16 protein-coding genes and 1 pseudogene are annotated in these 17,835 nt (G+C 66.6%); 4 read left to right on the top strand and 13 right to left on the bottom strand.

The genetic code is table 11. The features are described from left to right. Nucleotides 1-5 precede the first annotated feature (5 nt). Nucleotides 6-695: an HD domain-containing protein gene (locus AC1DRE_RS11100; protein ID WP_476984687.1), complete on the top strand. Its 690-nt coding sequence runs from the start codon at nt 6-8 to the stop codon at nt 693-695. On the opposite strand, the gene AC1DRE_RS11105 is transcribed toward AC1DRE_RS11100, so the two are convergent. From AC1DRE_RS11105 to AC1DRE_RS11140, 8 genes are all read right to left on the bottom strand, one after another. Continuing rightward, nucleotides 692-1,933: a low temperature requirement protein A gene (locus AC1DRE_RS11105; protein ID WP_476984688.1), complete on the bottom strand. Its 1,242-nt coding sequence runs from the start codon at nt 1,931-1,933 to the stop codon at nt 692-694. The two genes, AC1DRE_RS11100 and AC1DRE_RS11105, sit on opposite strands and share 4 nt — an antisense overlap. Before the next feature lie 54 nt (nt 1,934-1,987). After that, a complete protein-coding gene (locus AC1DRE_RS11110) occupies nt 1,988-2,623 on the bottom strand; it encodes a transmembrane-type terpene cyclase (protein WP_476984689.1) in 636 nt (211 codons plus the stop codon). Nucleotides 2,624-2,640: 17 nt separating this feature from the next. Next, entirely contained in the window at nt 2,641-3,957 is a 1,317-nt protein-coding gene (locus AC1DRE_RS11115; RefSeq protein ID WP_476984690.1) for an ATP-binding protein, read from the bottom strand. 142 nt (nt 3,958-4,099) lie between these two features. Next, nucleotides 4,100-5,047, bottom strand: coding sequence for an L-lactate dehydrogenase (locus tag AC1DRE_RS11120; RefSeq protein WP_476984691.1), 948 nt, complete (start codon nt 5,045-5,047; stop codon nt 4,100-4,102). A 199-nt stretch (nt 5,048-5,246) separates the two neighbouring features. Then, on the bottom strand, nt 5,247-6,797 hold the full coding sequence (locus AC1DRE_RS11125; RefSeq protein WP_476984692.1) for an amino acid permease: 1,551 nt from the start codon (nt 6,795-6,797) through the stop codon (nt 5,247-5,249). Nucleotides 6,798-6,911: 114 nt separating this feature from the next. Then, nucleotides 6,912-8,330 (bottom strand): aspartate ammonia-lyase, encoded by a 1,419-nt coding sequence (locus AC1DRE_RS11130; protein WP_476984693.1) that lies wholly within the window; start codon nt 8,328-8,330, stop codon nt 6,912-6,914. A gap of 7 nt (nt 8,331-8,337) precedes the next feature. Continuing rightward, entirely contained in the window at nt 8,338-9,402 is a 1,065-nt protein-coding gene (locus tag AC1DRE_RS11135; protein ID WP_476984694.1) for an asparaginase, read from the bottom strand. A gap of 52 nt (nt 9,403-9,454) precedes the next feature. Then, on the bottom strand, nt 9,455-10,150 hold the full coding sequence (locus tag AC1DRE_RS11140; protein ID WP_476984740.1) for a FadR/GntR family transcriptional regulator: 696 nt from the start codon (nt 10,148-10,150) through the stop codon (nt 9,455-9,457). 190 nt (nt 10,151-10,340) lie between these two features. On the opposite strand from AC1DRE_RS11140, the gene AC1DRE_RS11145 reads away from it, so the two are divergent. Next, the gene (locus AC1DRE_RS11145; RefSeq protein ID WP_476984695.1) at nt 10,341-10,655 is read left to right on the top strand and encodes a type II toxin-antitoxin system Y4mF family antitoxin; all 315 of its coding nucleotides are present in this window, start codon (nt 10,341-10,343) and stop codon (nt 10,653-10,655) included. Then, on the top strand, nt 10,652-11,881 hold the full coding sequence (locus AC1DRE_RS11150; protein WP_476984696.1) for a type II toxin-antitoxin system HipA family toxin: 1,230 nt from the start codon (nt 10,652-10,654) through the stop codon (nt 11,879-11,881). Before AC1DRE_RS11145 ends, AC1DRE_RS11150 begins: the two co-directional genes overlap by 4 nt. Nucleotides 11,882-11,942: 61 nt before the next feature. Here the strand turns inward: AC1DRE_RS11150 and AC1DRE_RS11155 are convergent, their stop codons facing one another. From AC1DRE_RS11155 to AC1DRE_RS11165, 3 genes and pseudogenes are all read right to left on the bottom strand, one after another. Beyond that, nucleotides 11,943-12,560, bottom strand: a complete 618-nt coding sequence (locus tag AC1DRE_RS11155; protein ID WP_476984697.1) for a uracil-DNA glycosylase family protein — start codon at nt 12,558-12,560, stop codon at nt 11,943-11,945. 239 nt (nt 12,561-12,799) lie between these two features. Further along, nucleotides 12,800-13,790, bottom strand: a pseudogene (locus AC1DRE_RS11160) (HNH endonuclease); the annotation flags it as partial. Between the two features lie 168 nt (nt 13,791-13,958). Continuing rightward, a complete protein-coding gene (locus AC1DRE_RS11165) occupies nt 13,959-14,861 on the bottom strand; it encodes an SRPBCC family protein (RefSeq protein ID WP_476984698.1) in 903 nt (300 codons plus the stop codon). A gap of 161 nt (nt 14,862-15,022) precedes the next feature. On the opposite strand from AC1DRE_RS11165, the gene AC1DRE_RS11170 reads away from it, so the two are divergent. Further along, complete coding sequence (locus AC1DRE_RS11170; protein ID WP_476984699.1) at nt 15,023-15,529, top strand: hypothetical protein; 507 nt, start codon at nt 15,023-15,025, stop codon at nt 15,527-15,529. A gap of 59 nt (nt 15,530-15,588) precedes the next feature. Here AC1DRE_RS11170 and AC1DRE_RS11175 read toward each other — a convergent pair whose 3' ends face one another. Both AC1DRE_RS11175 and AC1DRE_RS11180 read right to left on the bottom strand, forming a co-directional pair. Next, on the bottom strand, nt 15,589-17,121 hold the full coding sequence (locus AC1DRE_RS11175) for an amidohydrolase (RefSeq protein ID WP_476984700.1): 1,533 nt from the start codon (nt 17,119-17,121) through the stop codon (nt 15,589-15,591). 12 nt (nt 17,122-17,133) lie between these two features. After that, nucleotides 17,134-17,772, bottom strand: a complete 639-nt coding sequence (locus tag AC1DRE_RS11180; RefSeq protein WP_476984701.1) for an SRPBCC family protein — start codon at nt 17,770-17,772, stop codon at nt 17,134-17,136. Between the last annotated feature and the right edge of the window lie 63 nt (nt 17,773-17,835).

Raw genomic sequence — 17,835 nt, forward strand, 5'->3', positions numbered from 1 at the left:
GAACCATGCCAGAAACAGGAACCCCGGACGCAAACCTCCCCCAGCCACGATTCACTGTTGACACGGCCCGGGTCCTCGCCGAGGTGGCCCACAACCGCCAGAAGGACAAGCTCAAGCGGCCATACCGCGAACATGTTCTCGCCGTCGGCGATGCCCTGGCGGATTTCGACGACGACATCCGGATTGCCGGCTACCTGCACGACATCGCCGAGGACACCCCCATCACCCGGCAGGCGCTGCTGGACATGGGCGTTTCCGAGCGCGCCGTGGACATCATTGAGCGTGTCACCAAGCGGCTGCATGACAACCCGGACGACTACCAGGCCGGTATCCGGTTCATCGCCGAGGACCACGACGCCACACTGGTCAAGATCGCGGACAACGCCCACAACTCCCTGCCTGAGCGCGTCAAGGCCCTGGCCGAAAAGTGGCCGGACAAGCCGCCGGTCACCCGGTACGACGAGGCCCGGCCCGTGCTCTATGACGCCGTTCCGGTGGAGGAAGTCCGGAAGATCCTGGCCCGGGTGAACCCCTGGCTGCTAGAAGAACTGGACGACCGCCTCGACGAAGCGGATGACACCGACTACGAGAACCTCACCTATGACGGCACCGGAGCGGCCGAACCTGTGCGCCCGGTGGTCGAGCCTGCCGAGACCCCGGAAACGGCGGACAGCCGGCCGGACGCGGCCTCTTAGGCTCCGGCTTTCAGCCGCTCCAGCGCCGCGTTCATCCGTTCGGTGCCGCGCTTTTCATCAATGACAATCGACACGCCCAGGGCCAGCACAATCACCAGCAGGCAGACGGGCACCGAGACCCCGGCGGCGGCCAGCCAAATACTGCCCGCTAGCGCAACCACGACGCCGGCTGCCACGGCAATGACGGTGCGGTCCACGCAGATCATGACGCTGAACAACCAGGTCAGGGACAGTTTGAACAGGGCCACGGGTACCGCGATGCTGGCCACGGCCACGGCGGCGCTGATGTGGGCCTCGTGGTCGATGTAGTAGGCCGCCACGTGCAGTCCGGCACCAGTTGCGGCGATGGCAGCGAAGATGGGCATGTGCCCGTAGCCGAAGAAGAATGAGCGGTGGCGCTGGTGATGCAGGGCCGGGCCAGCGGGCAGGATGAAGTAGATCCACCACATGCTGAACGCAAGGGCCGTTCCGCCGAATCCCACCAGCGCGGCGTCGACGCTCCAGCCATGGTTTGCCACGATGGCGCGGAGTGTTTCGATCGCCCCGATCAGGCATTCTCCAAGGGCGATGATGGCGAGCAGTCCATAGCGTTCGGCGATGTGGTGCGCGTGCCATGGAGTCCGCATGCCGCGCTCCGCGGCGTAGGGCGTGGCCATTTCCAGGATGAACAGGGGCGCAGCCACGAGGAATGTGGTCAGGATGTCCGCCTCGATGACGAGCACCGCGATCCAGCCGAGCTGTACCACGCCAAGGTAGGTGGCGTAGCGCCGGCAGGTCTGCCGGCGTGCGGGATCCTGCCGTGCCGCGCGCAGCCACTGGAACACCAAGGCCAAGCGCATGATCACGTAGCCGCCCACGATCACGGCATTGTCCACATGGTCGCCCTCGACGAGCGAGTGGAACATCGGCTCAATTCCCATGGCAAGGATCAGTACGCCGAGCAGCTGGACCATGGTGACCACGCGGAACACCCAGTCGTCGGTGTCATAGGCGCTGGCAAACCAGGTGAAGTTGATCCAGGCCCAGATCACGGCGAACATCGCAAAGGAGAAGCCCAGCAGCCCGGCACCGAAGTGGCCTTCGGCTATCTCGTGGGCGAACTGGCTTCCGGCCACTCCGAAGGCAATGACAAACGTCAGGTCGAAGAACAGCTCCAGTGGCGTGGCGGCACGGTGCTGCTCATGCGGGTCACGGCCGCCCATGCGGGCCACGGCATGCCGAAGGGGATTGTTGGACATGGCTCAAAGAGTACCGCCGTGAGCCGCGGCCGCTCCAGCGCTGCCCGTCACGCGTCAGGAGCCGACAGGACCGGTACCGGCCGAGGCTGCCCGCGCCCGCCACATGAGGCCGATGTATACGAGGTCGAAAATGCTGCAGAGGGCGCCGACGCCCAGGATCAGCGGCGCGTTGCCGAACCAGCCGAACACGATGGTGGGAGCCAGGGTTCCGATCCATTTGGCGACGGCGATCAGCAGGGACTGGCCCCGGGCGCCGCCGCGTGCAGCGAACATGGCGATGAACAGCCCGGACATCAGCAGGTTCTGCAGGAAGGCCGAGTAGCGCGGCGCGGCATCCCAACCGAACTCAGCAACGAACAACAGCTGCACGGCGAAGGCGGTGACACCCAGGAGGAGCGCCCAGCCAAGGAAGAGCTTCCGCGTCACCCAGGCGGGTAACTCGGACCGGCCGAACCTGAAGAACGTGTACAGGATAACGACGTCCGCCAGCGCCCACACGATGTTGATGACGCCCTGGACGGACAACCCGGTGGCGGCGGAATGAGACGCGTAGATGACCTCCCAGGCGAAGTTCAGCGCCAGGGCTGCGGCGGGGATCGCATAGCTCCGGTCCCTGAAACCGATCCGGACTGCGTCGACGTACACCACCGTCCAGGCGATGCCGCTGAGAACAGTCAGGAACAGGATCATCGGACGCGCATCAGGGGCTACACCCGGCCCAGTGCGTCGATGTCCTCCAGGAACAGCTCGTGGACCTCTTTGCTCACCGTCGTGCGCGTGTCAGCGATCGCATCGAGGTAGTCCTGCGTGGCGGGTCCCTTCCGGACGGCTTCGCGGATGGAGACCTCGCCGCCGGAAGCCAGCCCGCCGTCGTCGTACACTGCCTTTTCCAGGGCACGCTGGGAGGCGCTCCGGGCCGCGTACTCAATGTCCGCGGGGGAGAAGCCCTCGGTGCGGTCCACCAGCAGCTCAACGTCCACGTCGTCCACCACGGTGGCAGGGATGAAACGTTCCCACATGGCGCGGCGGGCTTCGGAGTCCGGAAGCCCGATGGGGATCACATAGTCGAACCGGCCGTGCCGCAGGAAGGCAGTGTCCAGCGCACGGATGAAGTTCGTGGCGCAGACCAGCAGGCGGCCGGGCTGCTCGCGGAACGCCGGGATGATCTTGAGGAGCTCGTTGGTGACGCCCTGGAGCGGCGACGGCGGTTCGCCGGACCGCTGGGACGCGATCTCCTCCACCTCGTCTATGAACACCACGGCATGTTCCAGCTCGGCGATCTCCAGGAACGTCTCACGGAGTGCGCCGGCGAGGCCCTTCGGATCGGCCGCGAGCCGGGAAGGGAATACTTCCACGAACGGCCATTCGAGCCGGGACGCGATCGCCTTAGCAAACGTGGTCTTTCCGGTACCGGGAGGGCCAAAAAGCACGACGGCGCGTGGCGGCACTACGCCGAATTCGTCCGCAAGGTCTGCTTCCGCCAGGGGGAGCACCAGCCGGCGTTCCAGCAGTTCCTTCTCGTTCCGCATGCCGGCAACGTTCTCCCAGAGGTCGCGGGCCAGGATGCGGCCACCGAGGAGGCCCAGGGGTTCGAGTTCCTGGCGCTGCACCGGGATGGTCCGTTCGAAGTACCGCAGGTTTTTCTTGAGCACGAAGCCGCGGCTGAGGAACGCCTCCACCCGGGTTTCGGACTCCGGCATCAGCGCGGAGAGTTTGTTCAGCCCGTGCGGGGCCATCCTGTTTTCGACGGCGGCCAGCAGCGAGGTGCCGATTCCGCGGCCGCGGAATTCGGGGAGCGTGGCCAGGAAGACGATCCAGCCCTGGTCGTGCGCGGCACGTCCAACGGCGGCACCCACCACCTGATCACCCTGCACCGCCACGACGGCGTGGTCCTTCTCGCAGGACGCCAGGACTTCGGAGAGTGCGTAGACGGGCTCCACGTTGGTGGCCTTGAGCGATTCCCAGAGGTGCAGGATGCCGTCAAGATCGGCCGAATGGAAATCCCTGATCCGCCAGGTGGTCATGAGCGTTACTCCTGTGTTGGTTCGTCGTTGAGCCAGCGTGAACTTCTCTGCTGAGCATATGCGAACCGACCCCCGCCGGGGGTTGCGGCGGCGTTGCATTACGCCGCTGCACCAGGTTCACTCAGTCAACAGTGCTGACAGCTTAGATACCCAACGTCCCCAGCGTGTTCCGCAGCGTAACGGCCGAATACTGCAGGGCCGCGAGTTCGCCGTCGTCCATCGGCGTATGCAGCACGCGGCGCACGCCGCCGCGACCCACAATGCTGGGAAGGGACAACGCCACGCCGGAGATTCCGTAGGGGCCGTCCAGCACGGTGGACACCGGCAGCACGGCGTTCTCGTTCCGGAGTATGGCTTCCACGATCCGCGCCCCGGAAAGGCCGATCGCGTAATTGGTGGCACCCTTGCCCGCGATGACTTTGTAAGCCGCCTGCGTCACTTCGCGGGCCGTCTCAGCGAGGTACTCCGGGGTGAAGATGCGTTCGCCGTGGTCTTTCCAGTCACGGATGGGGACGGGGCCGATGGTGGCGCCGGACCACACCGGAAACTCCGTGTCACCGTGCTCACCCACGATGCTGGCATGGACGCTGGCAACTGAGACGCCGGCGTGGCGGGCCAGCAGCCACCGCAATCGCGAGGTATCCAGCACGGTGCCGGAGGAAAGGACGCGTTCCGGCGGCAGCCCGGAGATCTTTTGCGCTGCAACCGTGAGCACGTCGCAGGGGTTGGTGACCAGGACATAGACGGCGTCCGGGGCATGCTGAAGCAGCTGCGGCATGAGCTGTTCGAGGATGCGGACGTTCGTGCCGGCAAGGTCCAGGCGCGTTTGGCCGGTGGCCTGCTTCGCCCCGGCGGTGATCACCACGACGTCGGCGCCTTCCGTTATCGCGACGTCGCCGCCGCCGGTGACTGTGGCGGCCGCCGCGGCGAACTGGGTGCCGTGGGCGAGATCCAGGACCTCCGCCTCCGCTTTGAGGGCGTTGGCATCGAACAAGGCGATGTTGCTGGCCGAACCTCGGATCAGGGCGGCGTAGGCCAGCGAGGTGCCCACGCTCCCGGCTCCCACCACGGCAAGTTTGGATCCTGACATGAGCTACCTCTTCCTCGGCCCCGGCGCTCCAGGACCAGCGCTGATGGTGCAAGTGTCCGCAATGGCTTCATGCTACCGATTTAGGGCTGGCCACACAGGCGTCGCCGCCAGCGCGAACGGACACTTGCGGCCCGTCAATCCGAAGATTCAGGGCCGCAAGTGTCCGTTCGCGCTAAAGGGAGGGGTTGTTTGCCGTGGGCTATTCGCCGTTCTTCGCGCCCGGGCCCGGGCGGTTGGCTACGAGCGGGTAGGGGCCGGTGAAGCCGTCGCGGACCGCGGCGAGCTCCAGGACGCGGTCCCGGCAGAGGCGCCAGCCCAGCATCAGCGCCGGGATGACGATCAGCAGTGAAGCGATGGTCCAGGTGCCCACGGGCGAGTCGAAGGCCATCAGGATCAGCACTGCCAGCAGGAAGGCCAGCGTGATCCAGCCGGTCACCGGTGCGCCGGGCATCCGGAACGCCGGGCGGAGCAGCTCGCCACGCTTGGCCAGCCGAGCCAGCTGCATCTGGCACATCACAATCACTGCCCAGGTGCTGATGATGCCCAGGGAGGCGACGTTGAGGACGATCTCGAAGGCTTCGGCGGGAACGAGGGCGTTGAGCACTACGCCGAGGACCGCTACGGCGGCAGTCAGGGCGATGCCGCCGTAGGGGACGCCGGCCTTGTTCATACGGGCTGCGAACTTGGGGGCGGACCCGGTGACGGACATGGAGCGCATGATGCGGCCGGTGGAGTACAGGCCGGCGTTCAGCGAGGACAGCGCCGCGGTGAGGACCACGAGGTTCATGATCGCGTCCACGCCTTCCACGCCGATGGAGCCGAAGAACGTGACGAACGGGCTTTCGCCGGCTTTGTATGAGGTGTACGGCAGCAGCAGGGACAGCAGCACCAGGGAGCCCACGTAGAACACCGCGATACGGAAGATCACCGTGTTGATGGCCTTGGGCATGATCTTTTCCGGGTTCTCGGTTTCACCGGCGGCGGTGCCGATGAGCTCGATGGAAGCGTAGGCGAACACGACGCCCTGCATGACGACGATGGCGGGCAGGAGGCCATTGGGGAACATGCCTCCGTTGTCCGCGATGAGGCTAAAGCCCACCTGCTGGCCGTCCACCGGCGTGCCGAAGATGACGAAGTAGATCCCCACCACCAGGAAGGTCACCAGCGCTACGACCTTGATGAGCGCGAACCAGAATTCGAGCTCGCCGAAGACCTTGACGGAGATCAGGTTCAGGCCGAGAACCAGGATCAGGGCCGTCAGCGCCCACACCCACTGGGGAACATCCGCGATGGGAGCCCAGTATTTCTTGAAGAAGTTCATGTAAAGAGCGACGGCGGTGATGTCCACGATTGCGGTCATCGCCCAGTTCAGCCAGTACAGCCAGCCGGTGACGAAGGCTGCCTTCTCGCCGAAGAACTCCCGGGCGTAGGAAACGAACGATCCTGACGAGGGGCGGTGCATCACCAGTTCGCCGAGGGCGCGCAGGATCATGAAGGCAAAGAAGCCGCACACCGCGTAGCTGATGATGAGGGCAGGCCCGGCGGTGGCAAGCCGGCCGCCGGCACCCATAAAGAGGCCGGTGCCGATCGCGCCGCCGATGGCGATCATCTGGACCTGCCGCGGCTTGAGTCCCTTGTGGTAGCCCTCATCCTCGCGGTGGAGCGTGGCTTCCGAAGCGTGCGCGTGCGCCGGAATGGTGTGGTCAGTGACTGCCTGTTTTTGGGCAGTGTCCTGCTGTGGCTGTGTCATTGGTTGTCCTTTGGTTTCCTGTTGGGGAGGAGCCGGAGGTGCTTCGGTGGTGGTGCTGGGCCCACGACCGCCGGGTTCCCTAGCCGAGCTTGCGAGGTTAGGGGGCGGTTGGGGCTACTTGCTCAGGTTGGCCAGGCGTTGGGGGCTGAGGAGTTCCTGGAGTTGTTCGGCGGTGAGGAGGCCGTGTTCGAGGACGAGTTCGGCGACGCCTTTGCCGGTGGCGAGGGCTTCCTGGGCGATGGCGGTTGCGGTGGTGTAGCCGAGGTGGGGGTTCAGGGCGGTGACCAGGCCGATGGATTGTTCGACCGTGAGGCGCAGGTGTTCGGTGTTGGCGGTGATGCCCCGGATGCAGCGTGCTGTGAGGGTGCGGCAGGCGGCTTCGAGGTGGGAGATGCTCTTGTGGAGGCTGTGGACGATGATGGGTTCGAAGGCGTTGAGTTGGAGTTGTCCGGCTTCGGCGGCCATGGTGATGGTGACGTCGTTGCCGATCACTTCGTAGGCGACCTGGGAGACGACTTCGGGGATGACSGGGTTGATTTTGCCGGGCATGATGGAGGAGCCGGACTGGACGGCGGGGAGGTTGATTTCGCCGAAGCCCGCGCGGGGGCCGGAGGAGAGCAGGCGCAGGTCGTTGCAGATTTTSGAGAGTTTCACGGCGACGCGTTTGAGGACGCCGGAGAGGTGGACGAACGCGCCGACGTCCTGGGTGGCTTCGATCAGGTCGATGGCGGTGACCAGGGGTAGGCCGGTGATCTCGGCCAGGTGCCGGCAGGCGGCCTCGGCGTAGCCGGGTGCGGCGTTCAGGCCGGTGCCGATGGCGGTGGCGCCGAGGTTGATTTCGTGGATGAGCAGGTCCGCTTCGGCCAGGCGGAGGCGGTCCTCGCCGATGGTGACGGCGTAGGTGCCGAATTCCTGGCCGAGGGTCATGGGGACGGCGTCCTGGAGCTGGGTGCGGCCCATTTTGACGACGGTGCGGAAYTCGGCGGCTTTGGCGGCGCAGGCGTCTTCGAGTTCTGCCAGGGCGGCGAGGAGTTCGCGGACGGCGAAGATGGTKCCCAGGTTCACCGCGGTGGGGTAGACGTCGTTGGTGGACTGGGAGAGGTTGACGTGGTCGTTGGGGTGCAGGCGGGCGTAGTSGCCTTTGGGGTGGCCGAGGATTTCCAGGGCGCGGTTGGCGATGACCTCGTTGGCGTTCATGTTCGAGGACGTTCCGGCKCCGCCCTGGATGACGTCCACGACGAACTGYTCGGCSAGGTGTCCGTTCATGATGTCGGTGCAGGCCTGTTCGATCGCGTCGGCCCGTTCGGGGTCCAGGAGGCCGAGTTCGCGGTTGGTGCGGGCGGCGGCGAGTTTCACGGCGGCGAGGCCGCGGACCAGGTACATGTTCGTGGACAGCGGCTGGCCGGTGATGGGGAAGTTCTCCACGGCCCTGAGGGTGTGCACGCCCCAGTACGCGGCGGCGGGGATGTCCCGGTCCCCGAGGAGGTCGTGTTCGGAACGGGTGTCCGGGGCGGTATCGGCAATGGTGGTCATGGGGTCCTCACAGGGCTTCGTTGACGGGCGTGGACAGGAAATCGGCGGCCTGCAACGCGCCCACGGACCGTCCGCCGCCGAGGACGGTGCCGGTGGCGACGCCGGCGAACGGTGCGGTGTCGACGTCGAGCGCTTCCAGCGCGCGGACGGTGACCGGCATGCGGGCGCGGTCCCCGCCGTCGGAAATCTTCATAGCCACGGCGCGGCCGTCCGGCAGTCCCACGAGCTGTACGCCTTCGAAGCCGTCCTTGGCCAGGATGCCGGGGGCGAGCCGCATCAGTTCGGTGACGTCGCGGCCAATGCCGGCCACCATTTCGGGGTGCTGCATCATCGCGCGGCCGACGGCGGCTTCCGGGCTTTCGGGGTCGGTCACCACTGCGGAGGTGATCCGGCCGAACGCGCGGGCCATTCCACGGAGGGTGAGGGCGAACAGGGGAGTGCCGCAACCGTCGGTGCTGGTGCGCTCGGGTTCTTCCCCGGTGAGTTGCCGGACTGTGGTGCGCACGAGCTGCTGCAGGGGGTGTCCCGGATCGAGGTAGCCGCGGACCGGCCAGCCGTTGATGACGCAGGTAGCAGCCATGGCGGCGTGCTTGCCGGAGCAGTTCTGGGTCAGCTGGGTGGCGGTTCCGCCGTCGCGGAGCCATTCCTCCCGTTCCTCCGTCCCGTAAGGGAGGTCCGTGCTGTTTTCCAGGGCGTCCGCCGTGAGGCCGTGCATTTCGAGGATGCGGAGGGCGCCGTCGCGGTGCATTGCGGCTCCGGAGTGGCTGGCTGCGGTGAGGGCCAGGAGGTCGGCGGGAAGGTCGAGGCCGGCACTGACCATGGCCACGGCCTGCAGCGGCTTGAGCGATGACCGCGGGTAGAAAGGTGCCAGCGGGTCACCCGCCGAGAACAGCGTACGGACGCCGCCTTCGGCCGATTCATCCGGGGCGGTGGCGATCAATGAACCGTAGTGGATGCTTTCCACAAGCCCGTCGCGGGTCTGCACGGCCAGGGGAACGTGCTGCGGCAAGGCGGCAATGCCCGGGGTCTGAACCGGAGTCTGGGCATGGGCGGGCAGGGCTGGGGAGAGCATGGGGTCCTTGGGTTTCGGTGCTGTGTGTCGGGTGTGCGTCGGTTGCCGGGAGCTACCGGTTAAGGATGGAGTCGAGGGCCACGCCCACAGCGTGCAGGTGTTCCCGCATGGCGGAGCTGGCCTCGGCGGCATTGCCGGATTCGATGGCGGCCAGGATCCGCTGGTGTTCGTGGTCGGAGGCATGCTGGCGGTCCGCCACCATGTTGAGCATTTCGGACTGGTGTGCCAGAGCGTCGCGGATGTCGGAGACCACGTTTTCGAACACCTGGTTGTGGCTGGCACGGGCGATGGCTGCGTGGAAGCTGGAGTCGAGGGCCACCCAGGCTTCGGGGTCGTCCTCGGCGGCCATTGCAGCGACGATGTCCCGCAGCCCTTCAAGTTCCTCGGTGGTGCGCCGTTCGGCCGCCAGGCCGGCGGCCGGGACTTCGATGTGAGGGCGGGCCTCGGTGAGGTCCAGGGCCGAGTACTGGCCCAGGACCAGGTCCTTGGCCACCCGATTGGCCACCACAAACGTGCCGCGGCCGGTCTTGGTCATGGTCAGGCCGAGGGCGTTACAGGAGCGCAATGCCTCACGGACCACGGAACGGCTCACCCCGTACTGCTGGGCGAGGGTGGCTTCGGCGCTCAGCTTGGCGCCGACCTCGAGCTTGCCGGATTCGATGTCCGCGCGGAGGACATTGAAGACTGCTTCGGCCGCACTAAGGCGGGCGAGCGGCTGTCCTGCTGTCCGGCTGTCTGACAGGTTCATCACGGTTCAAATATGGCACGGGTCACACGGACTGTCAATTGTGAAGGCAGCTTCCAGCGCGGGCGGAGGGTCTGGAGGGCTTTGGGGTGCGCCCGCGAAGCCTTCTTCCGGTACGTTCGTTCCGAAATCCTCTGTTCACGCGGGTGCATCCCGCCGTATCATGGGTGGCAGGCAGGAAAACGGTACGTTCGTGCCTATCGGGAGGTTCGGGATGGCGGATGGGTTTACTGACGGGCTTGCGGCCGAGGTCCGGGCCCGCCGGGCTGCCCTGCGGCTCACCCAGCACGACCTGGCCCAGCTCGCCGGGGTGTCCGAGCGCTTCGTCCGCTTCGTTGAGCAGGGGAAGCGCAGCGTGCAGCTGGACTCACTCCTGGCGCTTCTTGAGACGCTCGGGCTGGAGCTTCAGCTGACCACGCGGACACGTGCCGCAGCCCGGGCCATCGACGGGCAGCGAAGTGCCACAGGCCGTGCCGCCGGCAGGCCCCTGCCGGAGGATGGGCCATGAGGCACCGCGTCGCCGACGTCTACAAGGCGGGCGTCCTGGCTGCGCGGCTCGAACGGTATGAGGGCGGCACCAGGTTCAGCTACCTGCCGGCGTACCTCGCAGCCGGAGGTCCCGCCGTCGCCAGTTCCCTCCCCCTGACCGCCGAACCGGTGCTGTCTGCCGCGGGTGCCGCCCCGCCGTACTTCACCGGGCTGCTGCCGGAGGGCAGGCGGCTGAACGCGTTGCGGCGCTCGGTAAAGACGAGCGTGGATGACGAACTCTCGCTCCTGATCGTTGCCGGCGCCAACCCGGTGGGCGACGTGCAGATCGTGGGCCACGGCGAACCCCTGGATCCGGACGAGCACGCCGTTGAGCTGAACCCGAAGACGACGGTTGATTTCGACGCGCTACTGGGCGATTCCGGGCTGATCGACCCGGTGGCCCTCGCCGGCGTCCAGGACAAGCTGTCGGCCGGGATGATCTCCATGCCGGTGGCCAGCGCCGGCCGGCGCTACATCCTCAAGCTCAACGCGCCGGAGTTCCCGCATGTGGTGGAGAACGAGTTGGTGATGTTCCGGTATGCCGCCAAGCTGCGTATACCGCTGAGCAAGGTGCGGCTGATCCGGGACGTCGGGGGGCGGCCGGGGCTTCTGGTGGAGCGGTTCGACCGGATTCCGCTCCCGGGCGGCGGCCACGGGGCGGTGCAGCGGCTCGCTGTCGAGGACGGTGCGCAGGTGCTGCGGCTCTACCCGGCGGACAAGTACAACGTGGGTTACGGGCAGGTGTGCCATGCCTTGGCTGAATACTGCGCTGCGCCGCTGCCGGCGTTGCGGAACCTGGCCATCCAGGCTGCATTCGCATGGTTGAGCGGGAATGGCGATCTTCACGCCAAGAATGTGTCGATGGTGCAACAGCCATCGGGGGAGTGGTCCATCGCGCCGGTGTACGACATTCCCTCCACGGTGGTCTACGGCGACAAGACGCTGGCCCTGATGCTGGACGGCAAGCGGACCGGGATCTCGCGGAGGCATTTCCTCGGCTGGGCCACGGGGCTGGGGCTGGCCGAACGCGCCGCGGTGCAAGTGCTGGAGCTGGGATTGAAGGCGTCGGGTCCGCTGGTGGCGGATCTGGAAGCGGGCACGGCCTTCACGGGAGCGAACGACGACGGCGCCGCACCGTTTTCGGCGATGGTCACCAGGTCGTGGCTCAAGGAGCTGAAGCACCGGCGGAGGCTGCTGGAAGCGTAAGGCAGGCAGTGCCGCAAAAGTGAGTCCCGGCGTCGGGCGTCACCCTGCAGGAGGGCAGTAATTAGAGGTGCTGGATCCCGGCCCGCTGCATCGCGTCCTTGTAGATTTCAACGCTCTTGCTCAGCAGTTCTTCCTGCTTGTTTGCGGAGACCGCGAAGGCCCGGCCGCCGAGGGCGCTGGCTTTGTAGACCTTGATCCCGGAGTTCTTCAAGGACTGGTGGTACGTCTTTTCGAAGAGGGTCAGGAAAGTCTGGGCGTCCGTGCCGTGGGCGATGATGGCGGAGACGCGCCTGTTGATCTTGAGGAACTGGCGGAAGGGCCTGAGGCCGTCCGTCTTTTCCTGGACATTGAGGGCCGACGGCAGATCCGGGTCGCGCACCCAGGGATAAGCGTTCCACGGCATCACGTAGCGGGGGTCGAGCTCCACGATTTCGTAGATTGAGGTGGCCCGCCGCGCTGCTTCATCGTCGTTGAAGTGCGAAACGAAGCCGGATTCAGTGCCCTTGCCGGGGCTGACGTGGAGGCTGACGATCCTGCACTCGTCCTCATCGTGGACGGGGTCGATGTACGGGACTACTGAGCCCGGCTTCTTTTCCATGAGTTCGTCGCAAAGCTGGGTTACAGCAGCGATGTTCGGTTCCTGCAGCAGGGCCTTTTTTTCGTCCCAGTCAATCGTCACGATTTCTCCCTCAGCACACGGCGTCCAGAATCAGGCGTCTGGTTCCACTCTACGCTTTTGGCCGGGGTTGATGTTCTGCGGATTTCCGGAACCAGTCGATTCCGCACCGCATCCGGCCTCCACGGCAAGAGGCTCCCGACCTATTTCCTGCCGGACCGTGCGGGCGTACGCTTAAAGCGCCTGCAGGTAACCGTTCAGATAACGCGGGCCGTTCGGGACATGAGAATGTCCGGGCCGTCTCATAGCGAGATCGCGAAGGTACCTGCAGGTCTTTGCTGTTTAAGCCGGTCTTTGTGGTTCAGGGGCGCTGATTTGCGCGCGCCCGTCAGCGGATAACTCGGCGCCCCTTCCGCCGCGGCCGCAGCCCGTATCCTGACGCGCTTGAGCGCCTTGACCTGATGCCGAAGTTCACGGCGATGACGGGTGGCTGCTGTCTCAGAAGGAAGATGCCCAGGTAACGGCGGGGCGGTGGACTGGTAGCTGCGCCCGGTGGGCGTTGTCAGTCGGATCGTGTGCCGGGGTCCCGGCCCGGGGTGGGCGCTCCACCCGGGTGCTTCCTTGGTGTGGTTGCTGGCTTCGCAGAGTCCGGCGCCGTTGCCTTGAGTGGTGGTTCCGCCGCTGTGCCACGGCAGGACGTGATCCAGCTGCCTGATCGGGGCGTCGCAAAAAGGCGTGCGGCAGGTGTGGTCGCGGACCTGGATGAAGCGGCGGAGTCCTGACGGGAAGAGGCGTGCCCGCGAGTCCATCGCCACCAGATCTCCGGTGGCGGGGGCGGTGTAGAGCCTCCGGAGCCAAATGTTCATCGGCCGGTCCTGGTCCGGGGCAGCGACCTCCCGGGCCCACCCGGCCGGGACCACGCCGTAGCCGGGGAGCCGCGCCGGTTCGCTGTCTCCCTGTAACAGGGTGCGGTCCGTCATGACCAGCTGGATCTCGACCCCGCTGATTCCGCCTACCCGTTCCCGTGACGCGTTCCACCAGCGCGTCGGCCATAAGCTGGCCGCGGGAGCGGGGGTCTCCGTCGGATCGGAACTTGTCCGCATGCCTGGTGAGGGCCGCGTGGACGGCAACCCCCTCGGATACTGGGAGGAACGCCGTCAGGTAGCACATGGTGTCGGGCGCCGGCCGAAGGCTCACATGGCGCTCGGCGGCGGCGTGGCTGGCGCGATCCGCAACGGACCGAGGATCGCGCCGATAGGCGGCTGACCGCACCGCTGCGACGACGGCGCGGTCGCATGTCTCGAAGCCCGTTCCCGCTCGCCGTCCATGCACTAAGTGTCACAGCGACCCCTGACAATAAAGCGCCACGGAACCTCCGGAGCCGACAGGGCCGCCGGGCCCTCGGAACGCCCCGAGCCCGAACGCTGCAAGGCGGGGCGTTCCGAGAGGGTAACGCGGTCCCTAGTGCTGGCCCAGGCTTCCTGCCGCAGGCGGCAGGCCGCCGTCGCGTTCTTCTTCGCCGCGCCGCTCAGCCGCACTTCTTGTGTCGCTTGCCGCGGTTTCGTCGGAATCGCCTTCGAAATCAACCAGGCCGTTGGTCTGGTCGAACGGCTTGGCGATCCGGTCGTCGCTCAAGGCGGAACCGGAACCGGATGCCGTGCCGGCCGCTTCCGCGGGCTCCACATAGCCGGAAGCGTCGGTCGCCGGAACGGCTGAAACCGGGGTCCCGGAAACGGGAGCCGTGGTGCGGGTGGGCTCCGTGTCCTTGTCCCGCATGCTCGCGGCCACGCCTGCTGCCGCTGCCGCGGCAACTCCCACGCCCGCAGCGACCTTTCCGGAGACGCCGGCCTTGCCGGAATCGCCGCGTGATGCCGCTGCCGCCTCCACTCCGGGTGTCCCCGCGGAAGCGCCTTCGTTGACGGTCCCGCGCCAGGCGCCGCTCGCGTAACCTTCGTCCTCGATGAAGTCCTTGAACCTCTTCAGGTCCGCTTCTACCTGACGGTCGACGACATTCAACTTGTCGCCCAGGGTCTCCACGATGCCTTCCGGTTCGTATTCGAGCGAAAGCTGCACCGAGGTCTGACCCCCTCCCACGTCTTCGAAAGTTACGGTCCCGGCATTCGTTGCACCTTCCGTCGCTGCCCAGGCGACCTTCCGGTCCGGGACCTGCTCGAGGATTTTCGCCTCCCACTTCCGGCGGACACCTGCGATTTCAGCCACCCATTCGAGGCGGTCATCGCTGAGTTGCGTCACACTCTTCACGCCACCCATGAAGTGCGGAAATTCCTCGAACTGGGTCCACTGGTTGTACGCCGTGCTTGCCGGCACGTTGACCAGAATGCGTTTTTCGACCTTCGTGCTCATGGTGTCTCCTTTGACTGGAAAGGGTTGAACGTTGCCTGACGACGGACGATGATTTCGCCAACTAGTCAGCATGCTTACTATAACTTTGGCGACGCCGTCCGGCTAGAGTTTGATTGGCGGCCGCCGCCATTCCACGTGTTCACGAGCCAAGGACCCCAACCATGCAGGTCAACAGACAGGCACTTCGTGAGGACGGTTTCGCCGGCTTCAGGACCTTCGCTGAAGTCGAGGTCAACCGGATCCCGCAGGCACCCGGGATCTTCGCCGTCCTCCAGCCGGAAGGATTCCAGCCGCAGTTCCTGGCCAGGAGCACTGCTGGCGTGTTCAAGAAGAAAGATCCATCGCTCACTCAGGCGGCACTCGCGGCTGAATGGGTCGACGGCGCCGACGTCCTCTACGTGGGCAAGGCCGGACCAGGCAGCAAGGGCAATCGCGGACTGCGCCGGCAGGTTCAGGAATTCATGGATTTCGGCCAGGGAAAGCCCCCCGGTCACTGGGACGGGCGGCTCATCTGGCAACTCGCGAACGCCAAGTCCCTGCTCATTGCCTGGAAGGAGCTTCCCGCCGGCGGGCTGAATCAGGCAGAGGCCAAGTATCACGCGGACTTCCGCGGGGAATTCGGCCGCCTGCCGTTCGCCAACCTGGTCCAGGCCCGGGTAAAGGGCTAGAACCGAGCCAGCGTTGGGGCCATAAGTGTCCGTTCGCGCCGGTCAGCTGCCCGGCATAGTCAGCTGACCTGCGTAGCCAGCGCGCCGCCGTCGAACGTGAACCGGCCCGCAACGAGCGTCGCCGCCACCGGCATCGACGCGAAGGCCTCGTCCGGGACGCCGAGCGGGTCGGCATCCAGCACGGCGATGTCCGCCGGGTCTCCCACGCGGATCCGGGACCGTCCCCGGGACGACGCAAACAAGGCTTCCGCCCGGGTGATGGCCTGCTCCGGGTGCCACGGTCCGCGGCCGTCCAGGGCGGACCTCGTGGTCGCTGCCGACATCGCAGTCCACGAATCCAGCGGAGCCACAGGCGCGTCGGAACCGAGCGCCAGCGTGGCCCCTGCCGCCAGCAGCGACCGCAGCGGGAACGCCCGGCCGGTGCGGTCGCCCCAGTTGGCGTCGGCAGTGTCCCTGTCATCAAGGGCATGCGCCGGCTGGACGCTCGCAGTCAGGCCCAGCCGGCCAAAGCGGGCGAAGTCCTCCTGCCGGACAAACTGGGCATGTTCGATCCGTCCGCGGATGCCGGCGGCCTCGAACGCGTTCAGGGCCACCTCGTTCGCGGCGTCGCCGATCGCGTGGACAGCGGGAACGAAGCCGGATTCATTGGCCCGGACCAGCAATGCCCGCAGTTCGGCTTCGCTGACGGTGAGAAGCCCCCGTCCACCGTGCGGGTAAGGGTCCACGCAGTAGGCAGTACGGGTGTTGAGCGAGCCGTCGATCAGCACCTTGAGCGGCCCCACCCGGAGCAGGCCGTTCCCGCCCGGAATGTACTGACCTGTCCGCATGCCCTCAATCCGGGCACGGTCCAGGTGCTCCGGATAGACGCCGGCGTCCACCCGCAGGGAGCCGAAGCCGCCGCTGACGCGCCTGAGCCACACCTCGCGGTTCCAGGTCATCTCGAAGTCCACGATCCCAACCACCCCGCGGGCGGCGGCCTTCCGCGCCGCCTCGCCGACCCAACCGTCCACCACCGAGTCAGGCAGCCGGCCGAGCTCGCGCGTCAGGGCAAACGCCGGGTCCTCGCGCAGCAGGCCGCTGGCGTCCACCTCCACCCCGTAGCGCTTCGCGGCGGCACTGTTCACCCAGACGCAGTGGAGGTCGTGGCTGATGAGCGCGGTGGGAACGCCCCGCGTCACGGCATCGAGCATCGCCAGGCTGGGGTGGTCTGTCCAGACGGCGTCGCGGAAGCCGACGCCCACCAGCGTCGGGCTACTTCCGTCGCCGTCGTTCTCGCCTTGCACCGCAACGCCGAGGCGGATGGCGGCGATACTCGACCGAACGACGTCGACGGCCTCACTTGCCGACGCAGCACGCGAAAGGTCGATGCGGTTGGCGGCCATGGCCCACTGGGTCATGTGCACATGCTCATCCCACAGGCCCGGGATGACGTACCGGCCGCCGAAGTCAACGGTGCGCGCGCCGCTCCGCTGCTCATCCGCCGCCGTTATCCGGGTGACCACGCCCCGGGCAATGTGGATATCCAGACAGTCCGTCCCCCCGGGCTCCCGGACGGTGGCAAGGACGAGGTCGGGCGCAGCGGGTTCAGGCATAGGGACAGGCTACTAAGAGTTCCCCTCCGCGCGGGTCCTGATCCCGTGCAGCATCCGCCGGGACATGACGAAACTGGCAACCTCCACCACCTCGACCAGGCACCGGGCCCACCACTGCCGGTAGGCGTACCGTTCCCGCACCACCAAGCGCGTGGTGCCGTCGGGCTGCGGCTGCAGGACAAATGCCCAGCTGAAATCGAACGGCCCGGGCGGGGATCCGGGAGGAACGCGGAGTACTAGCGCGTTTCCGTGGTCCACCAACCCGACTTCCAGGTCCGCGGAAGCAGCCGGGGCCAGGTGAAAGTGGTCGCCTGCCTTGATGTCCTGCCACTCCGGGTGGATACGGTCGGCGCTGTGGATGTCCAGTCCGGCGAGGTTTTCCAGGAAGTCGTAACTGTAAAGTCCGCCGCGTCCCTGCCCCATCTGCGCCAGCCAGGGCCACACGTCGTTCGACGGAGCCTTGATGGTGATGGCCCGCGTGGACTGCAGGTCCGGAGTAGGCAGCAGATGGTCGCCCGGCAGCCCGCCGTCGGCCTCGGCGTCCGTGGCGCCCCAGCGCAACTGAAAGCGCCGGAACAGGAAGGCCGATGCCGCCAGCCAGGCGAACACTGCGGGCTTGGAAATATGTTTTACGGTCCGTGGCTTCGTCATCGGGCAATTCTCCAGACTGCCGATTCCCCTGTCACGGGCCATAAGCCCCGGGCGGGTATCGGG

The organism is Arthrobacter sp. P4_H3, assembly GCF_056400885.1.

Excerpts from the sequence above, each read along its gene's own strand:
- AC1DRE_RS11105 (WP_476984688.1), bottom strand. The coding sequence starts at position 1,933 with ATGTCCAACAATCCCCTTCGGCATGCCGTGGCCCGCATGGGCGGCCGT.
- AC1DRE_RS11165 (WP_476984698.1), bottom strand. The coding sequence starts at position 14,861 with ATGAGCACGAAGGTCGAAAAACGCATTCTGGTCAACGTGCCGGCAAGC.
- AC1DRE_RS11135 (WP_476984694.1), bottom strand. The coding sequence starts at position 9,402 with ATGCTCTCCCCAGCCCTGCCCGCCCATGCCCAGACTCCGGTTCAGACC.
- AC1DRE_RS11110 (WP_476984689.1), bottom strand. The coding sequence starts at position 2,623 with ATGATCCTGTTCCTGACTGTTCTCAGCGGCATCGCCTGGACGGTGGTG.
- AC1DRE_RS11100 (WP_476984687.1), top strand. The coding sequence starts at position 6 with ATGCCAGAAACAGGAACCCCGGACGCAAACCTCCCCCAGCCACGATTC.
- AC1DRE_RS11175 (WP_476984700.1), bottom strand. The coding sequence starts at position 17,121 with ATGCCTGAACCCGCTGCGCCCGACCTCGTCCTTGCCACCGTCCGGGAG.
- AC1DRE_RS11180 (WP_476984701.1), bottom strand. The coding sequence starts at position 17,772 with ATGACGAAGCCACGGACCGTAAAACATATTTCCAAGCCCGCAGTGTTC.
- AC1DRE_RS11115 (WP_476984690.1), bottom strand. The coding sequence starts at position 3,957 with ATGACCACCTGGCGGATCAGGGATTTCCATTCGGCCGATCTTGACGGC.
- AC1DRE_RS11170 (WP_476984699.1), top strand. The coding sequence starts at position 15,023 with ATGCAGGTCAACAGACAGGCACTTCGTGAGGACGGTTTCGCCGGCTTC.
- AC1DRE_RS11140 (WP_476984740.1), bottom strand. The coding sequence starts at position 10,150 with ATGAACCTGTCAGACAGCCGGACAGCAGGACAGCCGCTCGCCCGCCTT.
- AC1DRE_RS11150 (WP_476984696.1), top strand. The coding sequence starts at position 10,652 with ATGAGGCACCGCGTCGCCGACGTCTACAAGGCGGGCGTCCTGGCTGCG.
- AC1DRE_RS11125 (WP_476984692.1), bottom strand. The coding sequence starts at position 6,797 with ATGACACAGCCACAGCAGGACACTGCCCAAAAACAGGCAGTCACTGAC.
- AC1DRE_RS11120 (WP_476984691.1), bottom strand. The coding sequence starts at position 5,047 with ATGTCAGGATCCAAACTTGCCGTGGTGGGAGCCGGGAGCGTGGGCACC.